This window comes from Erwinia aeris (assembly GCF_041224955.1).
Lineage (GTDB): Bacteria > Pseudomonadota > Gammaproteobacteria > Enterobacterales > Enterobacteriaceae > Erwinia > Erwinia aeris.
Genome location: NZ_JBGFFX010000006.1, coordinates 97,036 through 114,305 on the forward strand (window position 1 = coordinate 97,036; position 17,270 = coordinate 114,305).

Annotated in this window: 14 protein-coding genes; 12 read left to right on the forward strand and 2 right to left on the reverse strand. The window is 52.0% G+C overall.

The features are described 5' to 3' along the window. The first annotated feature begins 1 nt into the window (after window position 1). The 9 genes from wzc to galE all read left to right on the forward strand — a co-directional run bounded on the left by wzc (window position 2) and on the right by galE (window position 12,444). On the forward strand, window positions 2-2,170 hold the full coding sequence (wzc, locus tag AB6T85_RS11585; protein WP_301251113.1) for a tyrosine-protein kinase Wzc: 2,169 nt from the start codon (window positions 2-4) through the stop codon (window positions 2,168-2,170). A gap of 96 nt (window positions 2,171-2,266) precedes the next feature. Beyond that, window positions 2,267-3,172, forward strand: coding sequence for a glycosyltransferase family 2 protein (locus AB6T85_RS11590; RefSeq protein ID WP_253460065.1), 906 nt, complete (start codon window positions 2,267-2,269; stop codon window positions 3,170-3,172). Between the two features lie 33 nt (window positions 3,173-3,205). Next, entirely contained in the window at window positions 3,206-4,336 is a 1,131-nt protein-coding gene (locus AB6T85_RS11595) for an EpsG family protein (protein ID WP_125288128.1), read from the forward strand. A gap of 48 nt (window positions 4,337-4,384) precedes the next feature. Continuing rightward, window positions 4,385-5,440 carry a glycosyltransferase family 4 protein gene (locus tag AB6T85_RS11600; RefSeq protein ID WP_253460068.1) on the forward strand — a complete coding sequence of 352 codons (1,056 nt, stop codon included), beginning with the start codon at window positions 4,385-4,387 and terminating at the stop codon, window positions 5,438-5,440. Window positions 5,441-5,451: 11 nt separating this feature from the next. Next, a complete protein-coding gene (locus tag AB6T85_RS11605) occupies window positions 5,452-6,252 on the forward strand; it encodes a glycosyltransferase family 2 protein (protein WP_301251112.1) in 801 nt (266 codons plus the stop codon). Between the two features lie 69 nt (window positions 6,253-6,321). Continuing rightward, window positions 6,322-8,538 carry a phage tailspike protein gene (locus AB6T85_RS11610; protein ID WP_253460074.1) on the forward strand — a complete coding sequence of 739 codons (2,217 nt, stop codon included), beginning with the start codon at window positions 6,322-6,324 and terminating at the stop codon, window positions 8,536-8,538. Window positions 8,539-8,831: 293 nt separating this feature from the next. Next, a complete protein-coding gene (locus tag AB6T85_RS11615) occupies window positions 8,832-10,061 on the forward strand; it encodes a glycosyltransferase (protein ID WP_369895630.1) in 1,230 nt (409 codons plus the stop codon). Window positions 10,062-10,486: 425 nt separating this feature from the next. Beyond that, a complete protein-coding gene (gene galF / locus AB6T85_RS11620) occupies window positions 10,487-11,383 on the forward strand; it encodes a UTP--glucose-1-phosphate uridylyltransferase GalF (RefSeq protein ID WP_301251110.1) in 897 nt (298 codons plus the stop codon). A gap of 47 nt (window positions 11,384-11,430) precedes the next feature. Next, on the forward strand, window positions 11,431-12,444 hold the full coding sequence (galE, locus tag AB6T85_RS11625; protein WP_253460080.1) for a UDP-glucose 4-epimerase GalE: 1,014 nt from the start codon (window positions 11,431-11,433) through the stop codon (window positions 12,442-12,444). Between the two features lie 62 nt (window positions 12,445-12,506). Here the strand turns inward: galE and rfbA are convergent, their stop codons facing one another. Then, on the reverse strand, window positions 12,507-13,379 hold the full coding sequence (gene rfbA, locus AB6T85_RS11630; RefSeq protein WP_369895632.1) for a glucose-1-phosphate thymidylyltransferase RfbA: 873 nt from the start codon (window positions 13,377-13,379) through the stop codon (window positions 12,507-12,509). 10 nt (window positions 13,380-13,389) lie between these two features. Beyond that, window positions 13,390-14,454 (reverse strand): dTDP-glucose 4,6-dehydratase, encoded by a 1,065-nt coding sequence (gene rfbB, locus AB6T85_RS11635; protein WP_369895633.1) that lies wholly within the window; start codon window positions 14,452-14,454, stop codon window positions 13,390-13,392. 479 nt (window positions 14,455-14,933) lie between these two features. On the opposite strand from rfbB, the gene rfbC reads away from it, so the two are divergent. The 3 genes from rfbC (at window position 14,934) to AB6T85_RS11650 (ending at window position 17,258) form a co-directional block, all read left to right on the forward strand. After that, window positions 14,934-15,470 carry a dTDP-4-dehydrorhamnose 3,5-epimerase gene (gene rfbC / locus AB6T85_RS11640; protein ID WP_253460089.1) on the forward strand — a complete coding sequence of 179 codons (537 nt, stop codon included), beginning with the start codon at window positions 14,934-14,936 and terminating at the stop codon, window positions 15,468-15,470. Then, the gene (gene rfbD, locus AB6T85_RS11645; RefSeq protein WP_253460092.1) at window positions 15,467-16,345 is read left to right on the forward strand and encodes a dTDP-4-dehydrorhamnose reductase; all 879 of its coding nucleotides are present in this window, start codon (window positions 15,467-15,469) and stop codon (window positions 16,343-16,345) included. Before rfbC ends, rfbD begins: the two co-directional genes overlap by 4 nt. Before the next feature lie 82 nt (window positions 16,346-16,427). Beyond that, complete coding sequence (locus AB6T85_RS11650; protein WP_253460095.1) at window positions 16,428-17,258, forward strand: glycosyltransferase; 831 nt, start codon at window positions 16,428-16,430, stop codon at window positions 17,256-17,258. The last annotated feature ends 12 nt before the right edge of the window (window positions 17,259-17,270 follow it).

Genomic DNA, 17,270 nt, shown 5'->3' on the forward strand with positions numbered 1-17,270 from the left:
GATGAATATAAAAAGTAAGGCGCCGACCGCGTCGAAAGAGGAAGCTGGCGGGTGGGATTTAGCGCACCTTGTCGGACAGCTGGTTGATCATCGCTGGATTATCGTGGCCGTTACGGCCTTCTTCCTGCTGCTCGGCACGCTCTATTCGCTGTTCGCCACGCCTATCTATAGTGCGGACGCGCTGGTACAGGTAGAGCAGAAAAGCCCTAACACCGTGCTGACCGATCTGACCGAGGCGCCGGTGGAACCCGCTTCCGCCACGGAAATCCAGATCATCCAGTCTCGTATGGTGATTGGCAAAACGGTAGACGATTTGGGCCTGAACATACAGGTTGAGCAAAATCACTTCCCCGTAGTGGGCAAAGGCTTTGCCCGCCTGCTGGGCGAAAAGCCGGCCAAAATCGCGGTATCCCGTCTTGAGATGCCGAAAAGCTGGAAAGATGCCAGCGTAAAGGTTGAGATCACCGGCGCCGACAGCTACACCGTTTCGAAAGACGGCGACGATCTGTTCAAAGGTAAAATCGGCCAGTTCCAGCAGCAGCATGGCGTGTCGATGCTGGTTAGCGGCATTGACGCTGAACCGGGCACCACTTTTACCGTCTCTAAGCTGTCCACGCTGGCGGCGATCGGCATGGTCACTAACAACCTTGCCGTGGCCGACAAAGGCAAAGATACCGGCGTGATGGGTCTGACCTATACCGGTGAAGATCCGGAGCTGATTAGCCAGGTGCTGGATCGGGTGATGAGCAACTACCTGATGCAGAACGTGGAGCGTAAATCCGCCGAAGCGCAGAAGAGCCTGGAGTTCCTGCAGCATCAGCTGCCGCAGGTGCGCAGCAAGCTGGACGAAGCGGAAGACAAGCTTAACACCTATCGTCGCAATAACGATTCGGTGGATATGTCGCTGGAAGCCAAATCGGCGCTGGACTCCTCTGTTAGCGTACAGAGCCAGCTGAACGAGCTGACCTTCCGTGAAGCGGAAGTTTCCCAGCTGTTCACCAAGGATCACCCGACCTATCGCGCATTGCTGGAAAAACGTAAAACGCTGGAAGACGAGCAGAAAAAACTGAACCAGAAAATTGGTCAGATGCCGCAGACCCAGCAGGAAATTTTACGTCTGACCCGCGACGTGCAGGCCGGTCAGGAAATCTACATGCAGCTGCTTAACCGTCAGCAGGAGCTGAGCATCAGCAAAGCCAGTACGGTTGGCGACGTGCGCATCATCGACCATGCGGAAACCGCATCCAAGCCGGTTGCGCCGAAGAAAATGCTGATTATGCTGGCCAGCCTGATTGCAGGCCTGGTGATCTCCGTGGGCATCATTCTGCTGAAAGCGCTGTTCCACCACGGCATCACCGCGCCGGACCAGCTGGAAGAAGCCGGTATGAACGTTTATGCCAGCGTGCCGCTTTCCGAATGGCAGCGTAAGAAAGACGTCGAGGCGCTGAACAAGCGCGGCGTGAAGGTCGATCCGCACAACAGCCTGCTGGCGTTGGGCAACCCGACCGACCTCTCTATCGAAGCGATCCGTAGCCTGCGTACCAGCCTGCACTTCGCGATGATGGAAGCCCGTAACAACGTGCTGATGATCACCGGCGCCAGCCCTGGCATTGGTAAAACCTTTATCAGCGCCAACCTGGCGACGCTGGTTGCACAGGCGGGGCAGAAAGTGCTGTTTATCGATGGCGATATGCGCCGTGGCTATACGCACGAGCTGCTGGGCGCGGCCAATAAGTCCGGACTGTCCACCATCCTGTCGGGCAAAACCGCCTTCACGCAGGATCTGATCCAGCACGGCGAATACGGCTTTGACTTTATTCCGCGCGGACAGGTGCCGCCAAACCCTTCCGAGCTGTTGATGCACAGCCGCATGAACGAGCTGCTGGAGTGGGCGAGCAAAAATTACGATCTGGTACTGATCGATACGCCGCCGGTGCTGGCCGTGACCGATGCAACTATTATCGGCAAGCTGGCAGGCACCGCGCTGATGGTGGCGCGCTTTGAAACCAACACGCTGAAAGAAGTAGAGTTCAGCTACAAGCGCTTTGCGCAAAACGGTATCGATATTAAAGGCGTCATTCTTAACGCCGTCGTGCGGAAAGCCGCCAATGCGTACGGCTACGGCTACGACTATTACGATTACAGCTACAAAGGCAATGCAAAAAGCTAATGCTTAAAAGGATCCGCCGCGAGGCGGATCCTTTCGCCTCTGGAATCAGGCCTGTTTCCGGCTGTTTTATGTATAACGTTTAAAAGGTGCCTTGTGATGAAGGATATTTTCTTCTCGATCGTTATCCCTGCCTATAACGCCTCCGAATCGATCGTCACCACGCTGGACTGCGTTAAAGCGCAAAGCTATAAGCATTTTGAAGTGATTATCGTCGACGACAAGTCGGCCGATGCGGCAAAGCTGGCCGAGGTCGTTAACAGCGATCGCTACAGCGACCTGAAAATTAATCTGGTGCTGTCAGAGGTCAAACTCAACGGCGCGGGCGCGCGCAACCGGGGCATTGACCTGGCGACGGGCGACTATGTCTGCTTCCTGGACGCCGACGATGAATGGCATGAAGACAAGCTGCTGGAAAACGTCAAAAAAATCCAGGAGCTGACTGCCAGAGGCAAAGACCGCTTTGTGATCTACAGCCAGGTGAACATTATGCAGGACGGCGCCTTTTTAAAGGTGATGCCGATCAATTTGCCTGCGCACAATGAAAGCATCGCCGAATATCTGTTTGGCTGCTACGGCTTTATCCAGACCAGTACTATTGTGCTGAAGCGCGAGCACGCGGCGGAAATTAAGTTTGATGAGCGGTTTATCCGTCATCAGGACTACGACTTCTGCATCCGCGCGGATAAAAACGATTTTGAATTCGTGATGATTGCAAAACCACTGGCTAACTACCATATGGTGAGCAAATTCAACTCCAGCCATAAAGGCGAGTCCGTAAAGTACTCCACCTTCTGGCTGAAAAGCATGAGCCCGTATCTGAGCAAGCGGGATGTTTATACCTATAAAGCGTATAAGCTGCCGATCCGCTATAAAATGGATGGCAAGGTGCTGCACGCCAGCCTGAGCTTCGCGCAATATTTCTTTTTAACCAACAAAGGCAATCGCGATTATTTTCTCGGCCGTTTAAAACAGAAGTTCTCAGAACGTATTGCAAAAAAATAGCCCTGATTAAAATAATAAGACGGCGGAACAACAATGGCCATATATTGGATAATCAGTTACAGCATTCTGGCGTGCTGTATTTTTGAGTTGGCAGCAATCAACCAGCTTAACGACCCCAGGATCAAACGCGTCATCATGTGGCTGGCGTTTATCTGCACGATGGCGCTGATCTGTTTCGGCGGCTCGCGCGGTCTGCACTCCGGCATGGATGACAGCCAGTACCTGGACTTTTTCGCGGATTTTTCGGCACAGCTTCACGTCAACACCTATGACGCGATCACCGACACCTATCGCTATGAAAAACTCTTTATGCTGCTGGCCTGGCTGTTTTCACTGGTCACCAGCCAGAGCTACTATTTTCTCTTTTTTATCTGCTTTATTGCGGTTTCGACTAACGCTTACTGCTACAAAAAGTATTCTCCGCTGATCCTCTGTTCGCTTTGTTTATATTCAACTCACCTGTTTATCAACAAAGACATGAACCAGATCCGCTTTGGCTTATCCAGCGCCTTTGCTATCGCCTTTATCTGCTCGCTGGCGACGAAGAGAAACGTGTTGGCGCTGGTATTCCTGGTGCTCAGTACGCAGTCGCACGCCACGGGTTATACCATCCTGCTGGCGGTGCCGTTCTTCTTCCTGCGCGAGCGCAAGTATCTGCCGCTGATTATCGTCTTCGCCTGTATTCCGCTGGGAATTATCGGCGGGAAAAAGCTCTTTCTCGACTCGTTGGGCATCGTGCCTGGCCTGGGCGAACGAGCGGCGGGCTATAGCGGCACCGACTTCGATACCGCCTCGCCGGTGTTTGGCCTGGCCAACCTGAAAAACATCTTCTTTATTGCCGCCTTTACCCTTTACTACTTCCGTAACGGCATCCAGAAAGGCGATCGTCTGGTTTATATCCTGCTGGTCTCGTATGCGGTGGGCGCGGGCGTGCGTATTACGTTCTCCGACTTCAGTATCTTTGGCGGCAGGGTGGGCAACCTGTTCCTTCACGCCGAACCGATACTTTTCTCTTTCTTGCTGCTGCGAATACGCAATCTGCTGGTAAACGTCGCCTTGTTAGCGGGGATCTGTTCTTACTACCTCGCCTATAACACGATACTTTCCGCGCAGTCGATTACCGGCTATAGCGTAGCGCCGCTGTTCCGTATGTTCAGCGGCTAGGCGGCCCTGAGCCGCGCTTTTTGCTCAATTTCAACAGGATGATTGAATATGTACAAATTGCTGATCCTTATTGACGGCATTTCCAACAGCGGCGGTACGGATCGCGTTGCCAGCACCTTATCCAGCCTGCTCAGCAATAATGATTACGACGTCACGCTCTATTCGTTGAACAAAGGCGATCCTTACTATCCGACTGATGCGAAAGTGAAAATTCGCTATCCCGAAGCGACCGCGCGCCTGCTTAAGATCCGCGAGTTTATCCGCTTTGCGAAATCGCAGCCCTTTGACGGCATTATGATTATCTCCATGGGCAAGCTTTCCGTGCAGGCGCTGCTGGCCATGAAGCTGTTCGGCGTGAAGTCAAAAATCATCTGCTGCGATCACGTCTCGATTGAAACCTTTAAAACGCCGATCCGTCGCCTGAAAGTGTTCTGCTACGGCCTGGCGGACAAAATCGCCGTGCTTACCGATCACGATAAAAGCTATCTGGAAAAAAATTACGGCGTGAAAAACGTGCACGTGATGAGAAACATCTCGCCTTTCCATGCTGAAAGCAGCGCCAGCAGCTTTGATGACGTTTTCGCCGGCAAGCAGGATCGGGTGTTGGCGGTGGGCCGTCTCACTTACCAGAAAAATTTCGATCGGATGCTCGACGTCTGGCAACGCGTGGATAAGCAGGGCTGGACGCTGCAAATCGTCGGCGACGGCGAAGACAAACCCGCGCTGCTGGCGAAAATTAAAAGCTACGGCATGGAAGCGAGCACGGAAATCATTACGCCCAGCAAAAAGATCAACGACTACTACCGCGCCGCCGGCATCATCATCATGACCTCCCGTTATGAAGGCCTGCCGATGGTGCTGATCGAGGCGAAAAACTTTGCGCTGCCCGCCGTCGCCTTCGACTGCAAAACCGGCCCGGCGGAAATTATCAAAGACGACGGGTTCGTTATCGATTACGACAACGACGACGCCTTTGTGGCGCAGCTGAACATGCTGATCGCCGACGAGCAAAAGCGCAAAACCTTTGCCCACGCGGCCTGGCGCAACGCCGAAAACTACGGGCCGACGCTGATCTTACAAAAGTGGAATGAACTTCTGAATTAACGGGTGATGTTATGTTTTCAGTTCTTATGTCTCTCTATCACAGAGAGAAACCGGAAAATGTTGAGCAGTGCATGCAGAGCCTGTACGAGCAGACGCTGCCAGCTGACGAGATCGTGCTGGTCTACGACGGCCCGCTGGGCGACGATCTGAAAGCGGCGGTCAACAACTGGATGGACAAGCTGCCGCTTGTCATCGTGCCGCTGGAAAAAAACGTCGGTCTGGGCAAGGCGCTTAACGCGGGTCTGGATCGCTGCTCGCATAATATCGTCGCGCGCATGGACACCGACGACATCTGCCTGCCGGAACGCTTTGAAAAACAGATCCCCTATATGGAGGCGCATCCTGATATGGCGCTGCTGGGCGCGGCGGTAATTGAATTTGATGAATTCGGCAACGAGCGTCTAAAGCGTCTGCCGCTGAACAACGCAGAGATCCGCCATTTCGCCCGCATGAAAAACCCCTTCAACCATATGTGCGTGGTGTTCCGTAAGGATAAGGTATTGGCGGCGGGCAGCTACCAGCACCACCTGTTTATGGAAGATTACAATTTGTGGCTGCGTATGCTCTCGCAGGGCTATGACGTCGCCAACCTGCACGATGTGCTGATGCGTGTGCGCTCGGGCAGCGAGATGGTCAGCAAGCGCCGCGGCATGACCTATATCAAAAGCGAGGTGCAGCTGTGGTCGTTAAAGAATCGCCTGCGCCAGACTAACTTCGTGAACGGCACGCTCTATTTTCTGATCCGCACCTCAACGCGGGTGATGCCGGTAAGCGTAATGAAGTTCCTGTACGAGCGGGATCGCAAAGGATAAAAAAGCCTGCACCGGACTATACCTCTGGATGAAACAGCATCGACACTTACCTGATTAACGGAATTTTGTATGAAGCGCAGAGAATTAATCCGAACAGCATTTTCCTCTATCGTGGCAACCGCAGCACTGAGTTCGCTACCCGCAGCCGCCCGCAGTGAAGAAGCGGGTCTGAAGCTGAAGAAAGTGCCGGCCGATGCCATTCCCAAAAATGACGTGCCGATTTTTTCACCTGACGACGTCTTCACCATGCCCGCCGAATTCTGGCATGACTTTAACGGCAAGCTCTATATCGGCAAGGCGGGCACCGATCCCGCTCAGCATCCGATCGACGTTTTTGTTAAAAGCGCCAACGGCGAAGTTTCGCTGCTGTCGCAGCCCGTGTCGTTGAACAGCGATACTTTAAAACGTTTTGTGGCAGCCAAAGGCGCGCTGTGGTCAAACAGCGAATATTCGATGGCGCTCTATAACGATCGCGACGAGCAGCTGTTCTACGTGCCGGATGTGAAAAACAGCGGCGCTTCCGAATTCAGCCGCCGTCTGGCGCAGCCTTCCGGCTACCAGCTGATTGGCGAAATCGGCTCTTACGATGAATTACGCCAGACCCGACCGCTGTTCAACGGCGCAAAAGTGCGGCTTAAGGGCTGGCACGCCGGAACGGAAACGGGCGGCGGCGCCTTTGTCGGCGAGCTGAGCAAAGCACAGGATGACGGTGGCTATATCGCCTCGTCCGGTCAGGATTACCACTGGCGTCGCATCTCTGACGATCTGAACGCGCTGACCATCTTTGACTTTGGCGCGGTGGCCGACGGCCGCACCGACTCGCTGCCCGCCATTCAGGCAATGTTCCACTGGGCGCAGGATAACAACAGAATGTTGTCCGTGCAGTTCCCGGCCGGGCGCTTTTTCGTCTCCTCGTTTGATATTTCCGCTAACTACGTCAGCTACTTCCGCGTATCGGGCGCGCCAATCAACTTCGGCTATTTCCCCTCGACCACGATTGTCTCCGATGGCAAATCGGACTTTGCCTTTAAGGTGAATGCGCGTTGGGTAGAGATCAGCAACCTGAGCTTTGAAGGCCGCAATAAAGAACTGCCGAACACGCAGGGCTTCTATCACAACTCGTGTCCGGCGGGTCAGTACTTCCGCGGTTCCTGTCTGCGCTTTATTGGCGTTGGCGGCACGTCGCTGAGCCTGGTTGATACGCTGGATTGTAAAATCGACCAGTGGTATGCCAATAACTGTACCGGCGATGTGATCAAAGCGACCTGGTCCTATACCAAAAAAGGCAACTGGGACCACAGCACCGCTATCGAACTGTCGAACTTCAACGTGCAGCACTGCTCTAAAGGCATGGCGCTGAACCTGCCGCGCTGTACGCAGTCGATTATTCACAACGGCTGGATTGAGCACACCGAGTTTCCGGGCGATCTCTCTAACGGTCAGTGGATCGTGGATGCGTTAAGCATTGAAACCTGCCCGAACCCGCTGATTGCCCACCACTCGCGGCTGAATATGCGGCAAATCAACCTGCAGGCGAAAAGCTGGATTGATAACTCGCTGCAGGGCGATGAGTGGCTTGGCCCTTACGAACGCGGTTCTACTCGCGTAGAGTCTTACGGCATCGCCGCCGACGGCAGCATGAAGTACAACTATCTGACTTCACGCTTTCGTATTCAGAACAACAGCAACCAGGAAAAATGGTATCTGTTGGGCAACATCCATACGCCGGATGTGGGCGACAGCTGGGAAATTGAGATCCTCGGGCAGTCGCAGTTCAGCAATGGCACCACGTCGGAGCCGCTGCATAATCTGTTGAACGATCGCAACACCGGCGGTAAAGCCGTTATCACCTTGCAACGTAAGGTTCACGGTTTTGAAGGAAGCTGGCACATCGAGGGCAGCAGCCCGATTGTCGACGTGATGTATACCACTACGCACGATGCCGATACGCAGGTCTTTGTGAAGCTGGCAGGCTGGGTCGGCTCGTCCGGCGTGATGATGAAAACCACGGCGCGCGATCGCTTCCTGACCGGCCAGTGCGCCCGCTTCGATGCGGAGATGGACTTCAAAAATCCGCCGCAGGGCGCGCGTCAGGCCGTGCGTCGCTTCTCGCTGCACAATGGCAAAGCAGGGATAGGCGCCAACGAGCAGGGCGATCTGCTGGTGCAGTCGCGGCAGCTGGATGCGGCCGAGGTCGATACCACCAAACCCGGCGGTTTTGTTTCCATGGTGATCAACGGCCAGCAGGTTGCGGTGCCCTGGTATGCGCTAAAAAATCAGGGTTAACGGCTGCTTTCGGCGGTCAGCCTGCTTTTAATCGTAAAAAAGCAGGCTAGCCGGTTGATTTTTAGGATAATTACGCTTGCCTGGCCGCACAGGTTAGCTGCTAGTATTAGATAAAATTGATCAAGCTGTTCGGGGCAGGGCGAGACGTTCCTGCCCTGTTGCTAAAACCGCCTCTTGGTGGATACGACGCTGCGAATATTATGTCTTTCGCCCCGGGCGATCCGCCAGTCTGCGCAGGAGCGCGTTCCCGGGACTTACTACCGAAGACGTCGTCAGTATTTTAGGGTAAATCGATGAAACTAACTTTTTTCACCATGCGTTTTCCGGTAGCGTCAGAAACCTTTGTGCTCAACCAGGTAACCCACTTCATTGACAGTGGATATGACGTAGAGATCATTTCGGTATTTCCGGGCGATCACGTTAACCGGCATGCGGCTTTCGATCGCTACAATCTGGCGGAACGTATTCATTATCTGTTGCCGGAAGAGCAAAAAAGCAACGCGGAAAAGCTAAAGCAGCGCCTGAAAATGATCCTGCCGAAGCTCTTCAAGCCTGGGGTTATTAAGGCCATGAACGTGGGTCGCTATGGCGATCAGTCCATGAAGCTGCTGCTGCCGGCTATCGTCGCCTGGGCTAAGAAACCTATTACTTCAGATGTGTTTCTGGTGCATTTCGGCTACGCGGGCGCGCTGGCCAACAAGCTGCGTGAGCTGAAAGTGCTGCGCGGCAAGCAGGCAACGGTTTTTCACGGCGCGGATATTTCCCGTCGCTTTATCCTCAACGAGCACCGTAAAGATTATCCCATCCTTTTCCGCGATACCGAGCTGCTGCTGCCTATCAGCCATCTGTGGGAAAGAAAGCTGATTGCCATGGGCTGCCCGCCGGAGAAAATCCAGGTCACGCGGATGGGTATTGAACCTGAAAAATTCAATATGAAAGCGCGTGAAGCGCTGCATCAGCCGTTACGTATCCTTACCGTGGCGCGCCTGACCGAGAAAAAAGGCCTGGGCGTGGCGGTGGAAGCCTGCAAATATCTGAAAGAGAAAGGCGCTAATTTCCAGTACACCATCATCGGCAATGGCGATATGGAAGAGCAGATGCGTAACACCATTCGGCAGGCCCAGCTGGAAGACTGCGTGCAGATGGTCGGCTTTAAGCCTCAGGAAGAGATTAAGCGTTACCTGGACGAAGCCGACATCTTCCTGCTGCCTTCGCTGACCGCCGCCGATGGCGATATGGAAGGCATTCCCGTCGCGCTGATGGAAGCGATGGCCGTAGGGCTACCGGTGGTTTCCAGCGATCACAGCGGCATTCCGGAGCTGATTGAAAACAACGTTTCCGGCTGGCTGGCCCCGGAAGGCGATGCGCAGGCGCTGAGCGATATCCTGTTCCGGCTGTCCAAAGGCGATGTGGACGTCGCGCCCGTGGTCGCCGCCGCTCGCCAAAAAGTGGAAACGGAGTTTAACCAGCATATTGCCTATCAGGAACTGGCGGAAACGCTGGAAAAGCTGGCTAAGCGTTAATAAATTGCACTATTAATTTCAGATAATCTTTATTAAAGCGGCAGAGTAAATTTGCCGCTGAGTGCAGCGTAATTATATTTTTGTGCGGACTTATCGAATACCCGACAATTAATTCAGCGCTAAGCTAAGACAGGGAAAGGCGATTGCTGTGGCAATGGCCTTTTTTTATTTAAGCCCGATAAGTTACCGAAACTGAACGAGGTTCACGGCAAAGTCTGGCAAAGCCGCGCCGCCTGCGTTTGCAGGCTCGCAGCACAAGGGCCGTTTGCCGCGTGCATTTATGAAAATTTATGGGCTAAGCATTAAAATGCCGGCCCTTATATGGGCCAGCCGCAGCTAAATTTTCAGATTAAGATTATACTTGCTGAATATCACTTTAATGCATAATTGCTGAACGTTTTTTACTTCATTTATATGGAAAAAATATGACCAAGCTTAAAGCAGTTATCCCCGTTGCGGGTCTGGGTATGCACATGCTCCCTGCTACAAAAGCCATTCCTAAAGAGATGCTGCCCGTTGTCGACAAGCCCATGATCCAGTACATCATCGACGAGTGCGTAGCGGCAGGCATCAAGGAAATTGTTCTGGTCACCCACGCGTCCAAGAATGCGGTTGAAAACCATTTCGATACCTCTTATGAGCTGGAAGCCCTGCTGGAAGCGCGCGTGAAGCGTTCGCTGCTGAGCGAAGTGCAGTCAATCTGTCCGCCAGGCGTGACCATCATGAACGTGCGTCAGCCACAGCCGCTGGGCCTGGCTAACTCTATTCTGTGCGCTCGTCCTATGCTGCACGACGAAGCTTTCGTGGTCGTCCTGCCGGACGTGCTGCTGGACGACTCTACTGCCGATCCGCTGCGCTATAACCTGGCTGCGATGGTTGCGCGTTTCGAAGAAACCGGCCACAGCCAGGTGCTGGCGCACCATATGCCTGAAGCCGACCTTTCCGAATACTCGGTGATTAAAACGAAAGAAGTTATGGATAACCCGGGTCAGACCAGCCAGATCCTGGAATTCGTCGAGAAGCCGGAGCAGCCGCAGACGCTGCAATCCGATCTGGCTGCGGTAGGCCGCTACGTGCTGTCCGCCGATATCTGGGCCGAGCTGGAAAATCTGGAGCCGGGCGCCTGGGGCCGCTATCAGCTGACCGACGCTATCGCCAGCCTGGCGAAAAAGCAGCGTGTTGACGCGCAGCAGCTGACCGGTACCAGCTTCGACTGCGGTCGTAAATTAGGCTACATGAAAGCTTTTGTCTCCTGGGGACTGAGAAATAACGCGCAGGGCCGCGAGTTCCGCGAAGAAATCAAAAAGATCCTCGCTAAGTAATTTCCCATTATTTAAGGTCGCGCCAGCGCGGCCATAAAGGAGTCAATATGGCTATTTTGGTAACGGGCGGAGCGGGCTACATCGGTTCGCACACGGTGCTGACGCTTCTGGAGCGCGGCGATGACGTGGTGGTTCTGGATAACCTGAGCAACGCTTCCCGCGAATCTATCGTTCGGGTAGAAAAGCTGACCGGTAAAAAGGCCGTTTTTTGCGAAGGTGATATCCTGGATCGCGCCTGCCTGCGCGACCTTTTCGCTCAGCACAATATCACTGCGGTTATTCACTTTGCTGGTCTGAAGGCGGTTGGGGAATCTACCCGTATGCCGCTGGAATACTATCAAAATAACGTGACCGGCACGCTGGTGCTGCTGGAAGAGATGCGCGCGGCCGGCGTGAATCAGTTTATTTTCAGCTCTTCCGCCACCGTTTACGGCGCGGATGCGCCGGTACCTTACGTTGAGACTACGCCAATCGGCGGCACGACCAGCCCTTACGGCACCTCTAAGCTGATGGTTGAGCTGATCCTGCGTGACTATGCCAAAGCCAATCCGGAGCTGAAAGCCATCGCGCTGCGCTACTTTAACCCGGTAGGCGCGCATGAATCCGGCCAGATTGGCGAGGATCCAAACGGTATCCCTAACAACCTGCTGCCTTATATTGCGCAGGTTGCGATTGGCCGCCTCGAAAAGCTGGGTATCTTCGGCGACGACTATCCGACTAAAGACGGCACCGGCGTACGTGACTATATTCACGTGATGGATCTGGCTGAAGGCCACCTGAAAGCGCTGGATCATCTGTCGGCTATCAGCGGTTATAAAGCCTATAACCTGGGCGCGGGCGAAGGCTATTCCGTACTGGAAATGGTGAAGGCGTTCGAGAAGGCTTCCGGTCGTCCGGTGCCTTACCAGGTCTCGCCTCGTCGCGATGGCGATCTGGCAGCGTTCTGGGCCGACGCCTCGCTGGCAGATAAAGAGCTGGACTGGCGCGTTTCACGCGGCATCGACGAGATGATGCGCGATACCTGGAACTGGCAGAGCAATAACCCTAACGGTTATAAGTAAAAAAAGCACAGCGGAAGCTGTGCTTCAGGTAAAACGTCGAGCACAGCTTCCGCTGTGCTTTTTTAAATCTTTTCGTCGATCAGATTTTGTAAATACTGTCCGTAAGAAGTTTTTGACAGCATTTTTGCCTGTACTGCCACTTCCTCATAATTTAGCCAGCCTTTACGCCATGCGATTTCTTCCAGACAGGCAACCTTCATGCCCTGACGTTTCTCAATAGTATGGATAAACTGCGACGCTTCAATCAGGCTGTCGTGCGTGCCCGTATCCAGCCAGGCGAAACCGCGCCCCAACAGTTCAACGTTCAGCTGACCTTTTTCCATATACATTTCGTTCAGCGTGGTGATTTCAAGCTCGCCACGATGAGAAGGTTTAACCTGCTTAGCCATTTCTACTACGCTGTTATCGTAGAAATACAGGCCGGTAACGGCCCAGTGCGATTTCGGCTTTAACGGTTTTTCTTCAATAGAAAGCGCACGGAAGTTTTCATCGAATTCGACCACGCCAAAACGTTCCGGGTCCATTACCTGGTAACCAAACACGGTAGCGCCGCTTTTTAACTGTGCAGCGGTTTCAAGCTTCTTACCAAAGCTCTGGCCAAAGAAAATGTTGTCGCCCAGTACCAGCGCACAGGAATCACCGGCGATAAATTCCTCACCGATAATAAAGGCCTGTGCCAGACCATCCGGAGAAGGCTGGACCGCATATTCCAGCTGAATGCCAAACTGGCTGCCGTCTCCCAGTAAACGCTGAAAAGAGGACAGATCGTCTGGCGTAGTGATAACCAAAATTTCTCTGATCCCTGACAGCATCAGCACGGAAAGCGGATGATAGATCATCGGCTTATCGTAAATAGGCAGCAGCTGTTTTGAAATGCCGCGGGTGATAGGGTACAGACGCGTTCCGGAGCCTCCGGCTAAAACGATGCCTTTCATAAAATACCTTTTATTTATTTAAACCCAGACGTTCGCCTACATAGGCGCCGCTTTGCACACGCTGCCACCACTCGCTATTATTCAGATACCACTCAACGGTTTTACGAATACCGGTTTCAAACGTTTCCTGCGGCTTCCAACCCAGCTCGCGAGCGATTTTACCGGCATCAATGGCGTAGCGCATATCATGGCCAGGGCGGTCGGTAACGTGTGTGATCAGCTCAGCAAAGTGGGTAATACCGTTCGGTTTATCAGCGATCAGTTCATCCAGGATCGTACAAATAGTTTTTACCACTTCAATATTTTTACGCTCGTTGTGGCCGCCAATGTTGTAGGTTTCGCCCACTACACCTTCTGAGACGACTTTATACAACGCGCGCGCGTGATCTTCGACATAGAGCCAGTCGCGGATCTGTAGCCCTTCGCCGTAAACGGGCAGCGGCTTACCGGCCAGCGCGTTCAGGATCACCAGAGGGATCAGTTTTTCTGGAAAATGATAAGGACCATAATTGTTTGAACAGTTGGTAATAATTACCGGCAAGCCGTAGGTACGATGCCACGCGCGCACCAGGTGATCGCTGGAAGCTTTAGAAGCGGAATAGGGACTGCTTGGTGCATAAGGCGTAGTTTCCACGAAAAGATCGTCCGTACCGTGCAGGTCACCATAAACCTCATCGGTGGAGATATGATGGAAACGGAAAGCAGATTTCTTCTCGCTGGAAAGCGAGGACCAATAAGCTCGGGCCGCTTCTAACAGCGTATAGGTGCCGACAATATTGGTTTCGATAAAGGCAGCCGGGCCATCGATAGAGCGGTCAACATGGCTTTCTGCCGCCAGATGCATAACGGCATCCGGTTGAAATTCTGTGAAGGCTCTTTTCATGGCGGCCGCATCGCAAATGTCAGCCTGAATGAAGTGATAGCGAGGACTTTGTGAAACGGCAGCTAAAGATTCCAGATTGCCGGCATAGGTCAGGCTATCCACCACCAGTACCGTCGCCTGAATATCGTTAATAAGATGCCTGACGACGGCTGAACCGATAAAACCTGCACCGCCTGTTACAAGAATTTTCATGAATTAAAGCTCACTCATTTGCTATCGCGAAGTTATCCAGCATATTAAGCCGCAGGATCAGAGAGATAACCTGACCACAGGTTAAGAGAGCAAATTATACCTGTAACCACAATCGCCTCAACCATCGAAGGGCAAAAAACACGCGTTTAGTTACAGTTTTTCCCAGTATCATTCCTGCCTGTAACCGCTCATAAGGATATAAAGGCTGATGAGATGTAAATGAGCAGCAGGCGCAAGAATATTTTAAGGGTGCAATGGCGAAAATTTCTTTAAGTCAAGAGCTTATATGACCTTTATATGAAATTCCTTTACAGACAAACTCGTAAGAAAAAAAAGAATTACTGACACAGGGTTCAGCGTCGATCGAGTTAATGCTAAGATCAACCCCTTAAAACTGGCTCTTTTGATTTTGTTGAATGATCCATAAAATACGAATCAGCGCCAAAAGCATGTATTAACGGATGACGAACGGTGTACAAATGAAAGTTACTGAGACGCGTGTACAGGGTGTAAAACTCATCGAGCCAAAGGTTTTTGGCGATGAGCGAGGTTTTTTTCTCGAAACATTCCAGAAAGAGCGTTACCAGGCGTTGCTGGACATAGATTTAGATTTTGTGCAGGACAATCACTCCCGTTCGTCTCAGGGGGTTTTGAGAGGGCTGCATTTTCAAACTTCAAGGCCGCAGGGCAAGCTGGTCCGGGTCGTACGTGGTGAAGTTTTCGATGTGGCGGTAGACATTCGTCCTGATTCGCCTACGTTTGGCCAGTGGGCTGGCGTTTATCTTTCCGAAGAAAATAAAAACCAGTTCTGGGTTCCACCCGGCCTGGCGCACGGGTTCGTAGTGATTTCAGAATTTGCTGATTTTGAATACAAGTGTACAGACTATTATGACCCGCAACACGAAGGCTGTCTGCTGTGGAACGATCCTCAATTGAATATCGAGTGGCCTGTCGCTGAGCCACTACTTTCCGGTAAAGACGCGCAAGGTAAATTGTTCAGAGAGCTGTTCAAATGAAAGTGCTGTTAACCGGTGCATCTGGTCAGGTTGGTTCTTGCTTCCAGGATCTTGCTAAAGAGAAGTTTCCGCAGGTTACGCTGCTGGCTACCGATCGCTCGCAGCTGGATATCTCTGACGCTGCCGCTGTTGAACGGCTTGTCGGACAATTTCAGCCAGACGTTATTTTTAATGCGGCTGCCTATACTGCGGTAGATCGCGCGGAATCCGATCCTGAAGGTGCCTGGAACGTAAATGTACAGGCTGTAGAAAACCTTGCACTTGCCGCTCAGCGCCATCATGCGTTTCTTATCCATATTTCTACCGATTACGTTTTTAATGGAGAAGCAGATAAGCCTTGGGCTGAGGATCATCCCTGCGATCCGCAAAGCATATATGGTTCTACCAAACTGGCTGGTGAGAAAGCGGCGCTGACCTGTGAGCAGGCAATAGTACTGAGGACGTCATGGGTATTTAGCGAATATGGCAATAATTTTCTGAAAACCATGCTGCGGTTGGGTAAAGAGCGCCCCGCACTAAGCATTATTGACGATCAGCGTGGATGCCCTACCTATGCAGGCGATATAGCCAGTGCTGCGATGGAGATAATATTTGCCGCCCCGCGCCCTACAGGTATTTATCACTATAGCGGTGTAGGTGAAACTAGCTGGTTTGGCTTCGCAGAAGCCATTTTACAGAAGGCCTGTGTCGCCGGACTGCTGGAAAAAATGCCTGAGCTGACGCCCATCCCGACCACCCAGTTTCCTACGCCAGCGAAACGACCAAAGTATTCGGTTATGTCTACGCAAAAGATTGCAGCAGCAGGCATTATGCCCGTTAGCTGGCTGCCACGTATTGATCTCGTATTGCAAAAGCTGAAGACAAGCCTATCCTGAAAAACCTGGCGTTCGCGCAACATGCAAATCAGAGCAACGGACCGGCACACGGGACAGGTGCTAATTTCAGACAGGTTTAACGATGGATAATAACCCATATATGCAAATAGTCGCCTCAATCGTTCTGTATCGTCATACTCAGGCAGACATCGAGCCAACGCTGGCTTCTTTGTTAAGCGAGGAAACGGTAGAAAAGATCGTGCTGGTGGACAATGGCGGTGCTGACTGGGCTGCAAAGTTGCATCATCCGCGAGTTGACTATATTCGGGCTGAAAGCAACCGTGGGTTTGGCGCGGGACACAATATTGCAATAAAAAAATACCTTAAGCAATCTGAGTATTTTTTAATCTGCAATCCTGATATACGCTTTCATGAAGGATCTGTTTCCGCTTTATATCACGTGGCCAGGCAAAACAAATATAAATTTGTTTCGCCCTCAATTGTTTATTCGGACGGATCAAAACAGTTTAGCTGCCGTCTTTTACCTACGCCAGTAAATTTATTTGTTCGTCGGTTTATCCCGGCATTGGCAAAGGATCTCGATAATAAATATGAGCTGCGAAATGCAGATTTTTCGAAAGTTTTCACTGTACCTTCAGTATCTGGCTGTTTTATGTTTTTAGAATCCGATCTGCTTGCCAGACTGGAAGGTTTTGATGACAGATACTTTATGTATATGGAAGATATTGATCTTTGCCGCCGAGCCCTAAAGTATACAGATATTATTTACTATTCAGATGTCACTGTTACACATCTTTTTAAGAAAGGATCTTATAAAAGTAAATACCTCTTATTGCAACATATTTTATCATCGATAAAATATTTTAATAAATGGGGCTGGTTTTTCGATCCGCTAAGACGTTCAAAAAATAAAGAGTGTTTGAAGTCGGTACCCACCAGGGCCGATACCTAAATACTGTTTGAG

Excerpts from the sequence above, each read along its gene's own strand:
- AB6T85_RS11615 (WP_369895630.1), top strand. The coding sequence starts at position 8,832 with ATGAAACTAACTTTTTTCACCATGCGTTTTCCGGTAGCGTCAGAAACC.
- galF (WP_301251110.1), top strand. The coding sequence starts at position 10,487 with ATGACCAAGCTTAAAGCAGTTATCCCCGTTGCGGGTCTGGGTATGCAC.
- rfbB (WP_369895633.1), bottom strand. The coding sequence starts at position 14,454 with ATGAAAATTCTTGTAACAGGCGGTGCAGGTTTTATCGGTTCAGCCGTC.
- galE (WP_253460080.1), top strand. The coding sequence starts at position 11,431 with ATGGCTATTTTGGTAACGGGCGGAGCGGGCTACATCGGTTCGCACACG.
- rfbD (WP_253460092.1), top strand. The coding sequence starts at position 15,467 with ATGAAAGTGCTGTTAACCGGTGCATCTGGTCAGGTTGGTTCTTGCTTC.
- rfbA (WP_369895632.1), bottom strand. The coding sequence starts at position 13,379 with ATGAAAGGCATCGTTTTAGCCGGAGGCTCCGGAACGCGTCTGTACCCT.
- AB6T85_RS11590 (WP_253460065.1), top strand. The coding sequence starts at position 2,267 with ATGAAGGATATTTTCTTCTCGATCGTTATCCCTGCCTATAACGCCTCC.
- AB6T85_RS11600 (WP_253460068.1), top strand. The coding sequence starts at position 4,385 with ATGTACAAATTGCTGATCCTTATTGACGGCATTTCCAACAGCGGCGGT.
- rfbC (WP_253460089.1), top strand. The coding sequence starts at position 14,934 with ATGAAAGTTACTGAGACGCGTGTACAGGGTGTAAAACTCATCGAGCCA.
- AB6T85_RS11610 (WP_253460074.1), top strand. The coding sequence starts at position 6,322 with ATGAAGCGCAGAGAATTAATCCGAACAGCATTTTCCTCTATCGTGGCA.
- AB6T85_RS11595 (WP_125288128.1), top strand. The coding sequence starts at position 3,206 with ATGGCCATATATTGGATAATCAGTTACAGCATTCTGGCGTGCTGTATT.
- wzc (WP_301251113.1), top strand. The coding sequence starts at position 2 with ATGAATATAAAAAGTAAGGCGCCGACCGCGTCGAAAGAGGAAGCTGGC.
- AB6T85_RS11605 (WP_301251112.1), top strand. The coding sequence starts at position 5,452 with ATGTTTTCAGTTCTTATGTCTCTCTATCACAGAGAGAAACCGGAAAAT.
- AB6T85_RS11650 (WP_253460095.1), top strand. The coding sequence starts at position 16,428 with ATGGATAATAACCCATATATGCAAATAGTCGCCTCAATCGTTCTGTAT.